We start from the raw sequence: 8,673 nt of genomic DNA on the forward strand, positions 1-8,673 counted from the left end.
GATGACACCATGACCACGGATTTCTCCGCCCCCGCCGCGGGGGCGGGTGCGGTCGCCGCGGCGGGGGCGGAGAAATCCGTGGTCATGGTGTCATCACTCCCGTGGTGGGGTCAGAGCAGATGTGATCTGACGCCGTGGCACCACGCTAGGACCATCCCATCGCACGCAACAAGCGTTGCTTCTCGCACAGATCTGTGCAGAATTCCTGCATGATCGATCTGCGAATCACGACCCTGCGGACGTTCGCCCACGCCGGCACGATCGCCGCGACCGCCGAGCTCCTCGGCTACTCGCCCTCGGCCGTCTCGACCCAGCTGCGCGAGCTGCAGCGCGACCTCGGCATCCCCCTGCTCGTGCGCGAGGGGCGCACGCTGCGCCTCACCCCCGCCGGTGAGCGCCTCGTCGCCTCCTCGGCGGATCTCCTCGAGCTCGCCGATCGGATCGGCCGGGATCTGCGCGCCGAGTCCGAGGCGCCGCACCCCCGCCTGCGCGTCGGCGCGTTCTCCACGGCCACCACGCAGATCGTGATCCCCGCGGTCACCGACCTGCGCCACGAGCTGCCGGGGCTCGAGCTGCAGCTGGTGGAGGCCGAGCCCCAGCGCTGCCTCGAGCTGCTCGCGGCCGACCGCCTGGACATCGCCGTGGTGGTGCCCCTGCTGTCCGTCGACGCCGCTCCCGACGCCCGCTTCGAGGAGCTGCCCCTGCACGATGACACACTCGACGTGCTCCTGCCCGCCGGGCACCGCTGCGCGGACCGCGACAGCGTCGAGCTCGCGGAGCTGACCGACGAGCCCTGGATCACCGACCGTCCCGGCACCCAGTACCGCGCCCTGTTCGTCGCCGCGTTCACGGCCGCCGGCTCCACGCCCCGGATCGCCCACGAGGTCGTCGAGTGGGACACCGAGGCGGCGCTCGTCGAGGCGGGCCTCGGCATCGGCCTGGTGCCCCGGCTCGCCCCCGTCGCCGGGACCTATGACGTGGTGCGCGTGCCGATCGCCGGTCCTTCGCTGCCGAGTCGGCGCGTGGTCGCGGCGATCCGTCGGGGCGGCCGTCGCCTCCCGCTCGTCGCCCGCGCCCTGGAGCTGATGCAGGAGGCGGCGCCGCGCAGCGCGGACGAGCCGACCTGAACCATCCGCGGACGAACCGGCGCGACCGGCCCCCGGGTGCTGCGCGCCGCGACCGGCCCCCGGATGCTGCGCGGCGCGAGGACGGGCGGGCCGCGCCGGGCCCGCAGGTGCGGCCCAGGACGTCGGCGGGCGGGCCGTGACGGGAGCTCCGCCACGGCCCGCCCGCAGCCTCAACGCCGGATGCGCTCGCCCTCGGGATCGACCACGGGATCGGCCAGGACCCGTGCGGGCAGAGAGCGCCCGAGGCGCTCGACCCGCAGCGCCGTCCCGACCTCGGCGAGCGCGCGCGGGACGCGCACGTAGGCGAGCACCTGGCCCGTCTCGTAGCTGTAGTCGCTGCTGGTGACCCAGCCGACCACCTGCCCGTCGGCGTCGGTCACCGGGCTGCCGGCGTCGGGCACCCCGGTCTCCATCCGCAGCCCGACGGTCGCCAGGTGCGGCGCGTCCTCCGTGAGCCCGCCGCCGTCGGGCAGGGCCGCGAGCGCGTCGTGGCCGATGAACTCCGTCTTGCGGGGGCTGACCGCGAAGCCGAGCCCGCTCGTGGCCGGCGTGTCCTCGCGCGTCACGTCCGTGCCGTGGGAGCGGTACCCCTTCTCCAGGCGCATCGAATTGAAAGCCAGGCGGCCGGCGAGGACCAGGCCGTGCTCGGCGCCCGCGGCCCGGATCGCATCGAACAGATGCAGGCCGTAGGCGGCGTCGGTGTACAGCTCCCAGCCGAGGTCGCCGACATAGCTGACGCGCAGCGCGAGCACCGGCACGTCGGCCACCATGATCTCCGCCGCGCGGAAGTAGCCGAGACCCTCATGGGAGATGTCGCCCTCGGTGATGGGCTCGAGGATGTCGCGGGCGCGCGGCCCCCACAGGCCCAGGCAGCAGGTGGAGGTGGTGATGTCCTCGATGTGGATCGCCGGGTCGGGCCGCATCCGCAGCAGGTGGTCGAGGTCGAGGGGGCCGTTGGAGCCCATGAGGTAGCGCTCCGGGGCCAGGCGCGTGACGGTCACGTCGGAGCGGATGCCGCCCTTGTCGTCCAGCAGCATCGCGTAGGCGACCGTGCCGACCCTGCGCCCGACCTTCGCGCTGCACACGGTCTCGAGGAAGTCCGTCGCGCCGGGCCCCTCGATGAGGAAGCGGGAGAGGGCCGACATGTCGAACAGCCCGGCCCGCGTGCGCGTGGACCAGGCCTCGGCGGCCGCGATCGCCGACCACCCCGCGTGGTCCCAGGCGTCGTGCTTGGGCACGTGGACCGGCACCCCGGTGTCGGCGGCGCGGAACGCGGCCGAGGAGAGGATCCGCGCGTTCTCCTCGAAGTACTGGGGGCGCTCCCAGTCGGAGGCCTCGGTGAAGACCGCCCCGGCGAGCTGGTGGCGCAGGTAGAACGGGGAGGTCTTGCGGCCCCGCTGGACGGAGGTGGAGCCGCGCGGGAAGGAGACGTCGTAGACGGTGTCGTAGGACTCGCAGCCGCGCTCGCGGATCCAGCCGCGCGAGAGGGTCGAGGGCTCGAAGCGGTGCAGGTCGAGCTCGTGGGGGTCGATCCCCGGGTCCCCCGTCGTCATCCATTCCGCGAGCACCTGCGCGCAGCCGGCGCTCTGCGTGACCCACACGGCCTGGCCCACCCAGAAGCCGCCGACGGTGCGCGACGGGCCCAGCAGGGGGCCGCCGTCGGGGGTGAAGGAGAAGACGCCGTTGAACTCGTCGCCGAGCTCGAGGCCCGCGGTCTCGGGCAGGACCTCCTGGACGGCCTTCCAGCCGTGCTCGAAGTCCGCGGGGGTGAACTCCCGCTTCGCCGGATGGGTGCCGGTGGCGCGCATGTGGGCGGTGTCGGTGAGGTTCTCGGGGTCCACGGGGATGGGCCGGTGCTCGTAGGCGCCGATGCCGATGCGCTCGCCGAACTCGCGGAAGTAGACGCCGGCGGCCTGATGGCGGACGATCGGCCGCGTCGGGGACTCGGGTCCCTGCTCGGCGCCGGCGAGGGACGCCAGGGGCTCGGTCCACGCGAAGCCGTGCTCCATCGGCTGCATCGGGGCTTCGACCCCGGCGAGCCGGGTCAGCGCCGGCCCCCAGATGCCGCCGCAGGCGACGACGGCGTCGGCCTCGATGGTGCGGCGGTCGCCGCCGTCGAGGGCGTTCTCGACGACGACGCCCGTCACGCGCCCGTCCTCGACGCAGACCTCGACGACCCGGGTGGCGCCCAGGGCCGTCGCGCCGCCGGCGACGGCCCGCTCGCCCTGGGCGCGCACGGCGCGCCGGGAGTGGACGACGCCGTCCGTGGGCGTGTGCAGGGCGCCGAGGATCCGGTCGCTGTCGAGCCCGGGCCACAGCTCGGCGGCGCGGTCGCCGTCGACGAGCTCGGCGGGCACGCCCCAGGCCCGGGCGAAGCCCAGGCGGCGGCGCAGCTCGGCGAGCTGGCCCTCGGTCGTCGCGATCTCGAGGCCGCCGACGGCGTCGACCACGGGCTGCCCGTCGGACTGGAGTCCGGCGAGCTTGGCGACGGTGCGCTGCGCGAGCAAGCACATGACGCGCGAGGGGTTGGTCTGGAACACGAAGCCGGGGGCGTGCGAGGACGAGCCGCCGGTCTCCCAGAGATCGCCCTGGTCGACGATCGTCACGTCGGTGACGCCGCGGGCGACGAGCTCGTCGGCGAGGGCGGCGCCGACGACACCGGCTCCGATCACGACGACGCGACGGCCGGGGCCGACGAGGGGCTGGGCGGGGGCGGCGGGTGCCGTGGTGCGGGTCGCGAGAGTCATCATCGTCTCCATCGCTCGGGCCCGGAGGCCGGTGGGGGCGGGCCATCCGCAGCATGTCGCGCTCACCGCGTCTCCCGCCGCGTCCGTGCGACGACGACGTCGACCGCCGGTGCGGCCGGTGTTGCGGGTTGTGCAACGACTGCGTAATGTGCACCCATCGAACCGTGCGGGCGTCGGGCGCGTCAAGAGATGCGCCACAATGTCCGCGATGCGGTCGGACTGCGCGGGAGGACACTGTGCGGGAGGGCAGGGCCGAACGCCTCGCGGTCTGGCGCGCGACGGCGCGCAGGAGAGCGAGGGGAACGATGAGCGACACGGCGGTGCAGTCGGTGGACCGGGCGGCGAGGATCCTCGAGCTGCTCGGGGCGCGCTCCCCGCGGACAGTCACCGAGGTGGCCGCCGAGCTCGAGGTCCACAAGTCGACGGCCTCGCGCCTGCTCGCCTCGCTCGCCGCGCATGCGCTCGTCGAGGCGGTGCCGGGCGCCCGCGGCGGCTTCCGCCTGGGCCCGGCTCTGGTCCGTCTCGCGAGCACCGTCTCGGCGCGGCCGGACTTCTCCCAGGTGGCGCAGGCGCTGTGCGACCGCACGGGCGCCGATCTCGAGCTGACCGCGAACGTGGCGATCCTCGACGGCATCCATGCCGTCAACGTGTCCCAGGCGCTCGGCGGCCACGGGCTGTGGGCGCCCCGCCACTACATCGGCCAGCGCACCCCCTCGCACGCCACGAGCTCCGGGAAGTGCCTGCTGGCCCACAGCGGGGATGAGGTCGTGGAGGCCGCGATCGCCGCCGGCCTCGAGCGCTGGACAGCACGCACCATCACCGACGCCGACGCCCTGCGCGCCGAGCTCGATCGGGTGCGCGAGCAGGGCTGGGCCGCCGTCGACCAGGAGTGGGAGGAGTCGATTACCGCCGTGTCGATCCCGCTGTTCGACGCCGCGGGCGCGCTCGAGGGGGCGCTGTCGGTCACCGGGCCCGTGCACGCCCTGCACCCGGAGCGCTTCGCCGCGACGGCCGAGCGCATGCGCGGCCTGCTGGACGCGACCGGGCGCTGGCGGGCCGCGCGGGGCTGACGGTCCGGGCAGGGCTGACGGCACGGGCGGGGCCCGGGCCGCTTAGCCCGCCCGGCGCACCGCCGCCTGTCCAAGCAGCGCCCGGTGGAACGTCGCGTCCCCGGTGAGCTCGGGATGGACAGCGATGCCGGTGACATCTCCGCAGCGAACGCCGACGATCGGGGCATCGGTGTCCGTCGGCTCGGCCCCGCGGCGGGCGATCACCTCGACGCCCTCCCCCACGGACACGACCAGCGGGGCGCGGATGAACGCGGCGCGCACCGGCCCGAGCACCGTCGCGACGGTCTCCTCGCTCGAGTCGGCCTGGCGACCGAAGGCGTTGCGGCGCACGGTCACGTCGAGCACGCCGAGGGTCTGCTGGCCCGGGGCCGGGTCCTCGATGCGATCGGCCAGGAGGATCAGTCCCGCGCAGGTGCCGAGCACGGGCAGGCCCTGCGCGATCGCCGCCCGCAGGGGATCGCGCAGGTCGAGGACGCGCAGCAGCCGGTCGATCGTCGAGGACTCACCGCCCGGCAGGACCAGCGCGTCCAGAGCGTCGAGCTGATCGGCCCGGCGCACGGGGACGACGTCGGCGCCGAGGCCCACGAGCATCCGGGCGTGCTCGCGGACCCCGCCCTGCAGCGCGAGCACGCCGACGCGCGGCGGCCGGGCCGGACCGCTGCGCCTCGGCGCAGGGCCAGGCCCGTCGGAGGCAGGGCCAGGCCCGTCGGGCCCAGGGACGAGCGCGGTCACCAGCCGCGCTCGGCCAGACGGTGCGGGGCGGGGAGGTCGGCCACGGAGATGCCGACCATCGCCTCGCCGAGTCCGCGGGAGGCGTCGGCCACCGCGGCGGGGTCGTCGTACTGCGCGGTCGCGCGGACGATCGCCGCGGCCCGGCGGGCGGGATCCCCGGAGTGGAAGATGCCCGAGCCCACGAAGACGCCGTCGGCCCCGAGCTGCATCATGAGCGCGGCATCGGCCGGGGTCGCCACGCCGCCGGCGGTGAACAGGACGACGGGCAGCTCGCCGCGCTCGGCCACCTCGCGCACGAGCTCATAGGGGGCCTGCAGCTCCTTGGCCGCGACGTACAGCTCCTCGGGGCTCGAGGCGTGCAGGGCGGCGAGCTCGGCGATCTGCTTGCGGATGGTGCGGATGTGCTTGGTGGCCTCGGAGACGTCCCCGGTGCCGGCCTCGCCCTTGGAGCGGATCATCGCGGCGCCCTCGGCGATGCGGCGCAGGGCCTCGCCGAGGTTCGTGGCGCCGCACACGAACGGCACGGTGAAGGGCTGCTTGTCGATGTGGTGGGCGTAGTCGGCGGGGCTGAGGACCTCGGACTCGTCGATGTAGTCCACGCCCAGGTGCTCGAGGATCTGCGCCTCGACCTGGTGCCCGATGCGCGCCTTGGCCATGACGGGGATGGAGACCTCGCGCATGATCCCCTCGATCATGTCCGGGTCGCTCATGCGGGAGACGCCGCCCTGGGCGCGGATGTCGGCGGGCACGCGCTCGAGGGCCATCACGGCCACGGCCCCGGCATCCTCGGCGATGCGGGCCTGCTCGGGGGTGACGACGTCCATGATGACGCCGCCCTTGAGCATATCGGCCAGGCCGCGCTTGACGAGGGGGCTGCCGGTGGCGGGGGCGTCGGTACCTGGGGTGTTCTGTGCCATGGGCACCATGCTCGCCCCCTGCAGTGGTCCATCACCAGTTCCAGTTTTCGCGTGTTCCGATGGACCACATACCCCTCGCCGGACGAGGATGTGCATGTGCCCCGCTCCGCTCGCCCCGTGCACCTGCCGCTCGATCCGACGACCGGTCCCGAAGGGTCCGTGCCCGAACGCCTCGCCGCGCAGATCCGTGCCCTCGTCGCCGAGGGGACCCTGCGCCCCGGCGACCCGCTGCCGTCCTCGCGCGCGCTCGCCGAGCGGCTGGGCGTCTCGCGCGGGAGCGTCGTCGGCGCCTACCTGCAGCTGAGCGCGGAGGGCTACCTCGCGGCCGTGCGCGGCAGCGGCACCGTCGTCGATCCCGCCCTCGCCCTTCTGCCCCGCCATCCGCGGGCCGGAGCACCCGTCGCGTCGCCGACGTCCGACCTGTCCCGTGCGGCACCGGCTCCGATCGATCTACGCCCCGGAGCCTCCCGTGGGCTTATCTCGCTGACGTCGCCCGCGTGGCGACGGGCCTGGCGCGACGCGGCGGCGAGCGCACACGGGGTCCGCGCCGAGCCGCTCGGCTCCCGCGCCCTGCGGGAGGTGCTCGCCGAGCGGCTGCGACGGGTGCGTGCCGTGCGTGCGTCGGCCGAGCACGTGGCGGTCACCGCGGGGACCCGCGACGGCCTGATGCTCCTGCTCACGGCGCTGCAGCAGCGCCACGGGCGCCCTCTCACGGTGGGCTTCGAGTCGCCCGGGTATCCGAGCCTGCGGCGCATCCCGCATGTCCGCGGCGATCGCGTCGTCGACGTCCCGGTCGATGGGCAGGGTCTTGATCCGGAACGTCTGCCGCGCGGCCTCGACGTCCTCGTCGTGACCCCGTCGCACCAGCACCCGCTCGGCGGGTCGCTCCCAGTCGGGCGGCGGCTGGCGATCCTCGAGCGGGCCCGGGCCGAGGGCTTCGTGGTGGTCGAGGACGAGCACACCGCCGAATGGCGCTGGGAGGGCGCGCCGCTGCCCGCTCTCGCCGGGCTCGACGATCCGGCCGATCCCTGCACCGTGCTGCTGGGCAGCCTGTCCTCGCTCGCGGATCCCGGCATCGTCGCCGGCCACCTCCTCGCACCTGCCTGGCTCCTCGAGTCGCTCGCGAGCGTGCGCCGGGCGGTCGGGACGCCGCTCGGCGCGGTGCCGCAGGCGGCGATGGCGGCCTTCGTCGGCTACGGCGCGCTGGACCGGCAGCTGCAGAGCGCGCGACCGGGGCATCGCCGCCGCCTGCAGCTGCTCCGCGACCGGCTGAGTGAGGTGCCCGGCCTCTCCGTGCAGGACGTGCCGGGCGGACTGGCCGCGATCATGCTGGCCGATGCGCCCGTCGGCCCGCTCCTCGAACGCGCCGCCCGCGCCGGGGTGCGCGTGGAGTCACTCGACCGCTACTGGGCTGACAGGGCGCCGCGGCCGGGCATCGTCGTCGGGTTCGGCGTGCCCGACGACGACCTCGACGAGGGGCTGCGGCGACTCGTCGCGGCGCTCTGAGCGCGGCGGGCGCCGGGGGTGACGACAGGGTGGGCGCCTGGGCCGACGACAGAGCCGGCGCCCGGGGCGACACGGAGCGGGCGCTCAAGACAACGACAGTCACGACCACGACCACGGACGAGGACCCCACACGCCTCGGCCTTCGAGGCGCATCCAGGGAAGCGCTCCTCCCGCATCGACAGGCACGAAGACGTCGAAAAGTAGCCCTGCACCAACGGCAACGTGCACCTCGATCCAGGAAAACGACGCAAACGTGCGTCTCGACGGGATCCGCGTCGGGTGACCCCCGCGAGGACATCGACAGGCACGAATGCGTCGGAAAGCCGTCCTATACCGACAGCAACGTGAACCTCGATCCAGGAAAACGACAGCAACGCGCACCTCGATGACAGAGACCGGCACCCGCAACATCGACGTCTGCGTTTCGGTCGTCATCCATGCCATATAGCGACCAAGGCGCAGACGTCGATCCCCCGTGACAGCCGGAACGCAGAGATCGAGGCGAACGGAGCGACCCGGCCAGGGCCTCCACCCTCGGCTCCGCGCCCTCCGCACGCCCCGCTTCCCCCAGACG

6 protein-coding genes are annotated in these 8,673 nt (G+C 74.3%); 3 read left to right on the forward strand and 3 right to left on the reverse strand.

Features of this window, described 5'->3' with window-relative positions; translation table 11 throughout:
* The first annotated feature begins 209 nt into the window (after positions 1–209).
* A complete protein-coding gene (locus FM110_RS04195) occupies positions 210–1,127 on the forward strand; it encodes a LysR family transcriptional regulator (RefSeq protein WP_087102965.1) in 918 nt (305 codons plus the stop codon).
* 170 nt (positions 1,128–1,297) lie between these two features.
* Here the strand turns inward: FM110_RS04195 and FM110_RS04200 are convergent, their stop codons facing one another.
* Positions 1,298–3,874 carry a GcvT family protein gene (locus FM110_RS04200; protein WP_087102975.1) on the reverse strand — a complete coding sequence of 859 codons (2,577 nt, stop codon included), beginning with the start codon at positions 3,872–3,874 and terminating at the stop codon, positions 1,298–1,300.
* A gap of 305 nt (positions 3,875–4,179) precedes the next feature.
* Between FM110_RS04200 and FM110_RS04205 the strand changes: the two genes are divergently transcribed.
* On the forward strand, positions 4,180–4,944 hold the full coding sequence (locus FM110_RS04205) for an IclR family transcriptional regulator (RefSeq protein WP_087102967.1): 765 nt from the start codon (positions 4,180–4,182) through the stop codon (positions 4,942–4,944).
* Positions 4,945–4,986: 42 nt separating this feature from the next.
* Here the strand turns inward: FM110_RS04205 and pdxT are convergent, their stop codons facing one another.
* Both pdxT and pdxS read right to left on the reverse strand, forming a co-directional pair.
* A complete protein-coding gene (gene pdxT, locus FM110_RS04210; RefSeq protein WP_268802190.1) occupies positions 4,987–5,574 on the reverse strand; it encodes a pyridoxal 5'-phosphate synthase glutaminase subunit PdxT in 588 nt (195 codons plus the stop codon).
* 98 nt (positions 5,575–5,672) lie between these two features.
* Positions 5,673–6,602 carry a pyridoxal 5'-phosphate synthase lyase subunit PdxS gene (gene pdxS, locus FM110_RS04215; protein ID WP_407641025.1) on the reverse strand — a complete coding sequence of 310 codons (930 nt, stop codon included), beginning with the start codon at positions 6,600–6,602 and terminating at the stop codon, positions 5,673–5,675.
* 87 nt (positions 6,603–6,689) lie between these two features.
* Between pdxS and pdxR the strand changes: the two genes are divergently transcribed.
* A complete protein-coding gene (gene pdxR / locus FM110_RS04220; RefSeq protein WP_159457969.1) occupies positions 6,690–8,099 on the forward strand; it encodes a MocR-like pyridoxine biosynthesis transcription factor PdxR in 1,410 nt (469 codons plus the stop codon).
* Positions 8,100–8,673: the final 574 nt, after the last annotated feature.

The sequence above is a fragment of the Brachybacterium nesterenkovii genome, from assembly GCF_900163655.1.
GTDB lineage: Bacteria > Actinomycetota > Actinomycetes > Actinomycetales > Dermabacteraceae > Brachybacterium > Brachybacterium nesterenkovii.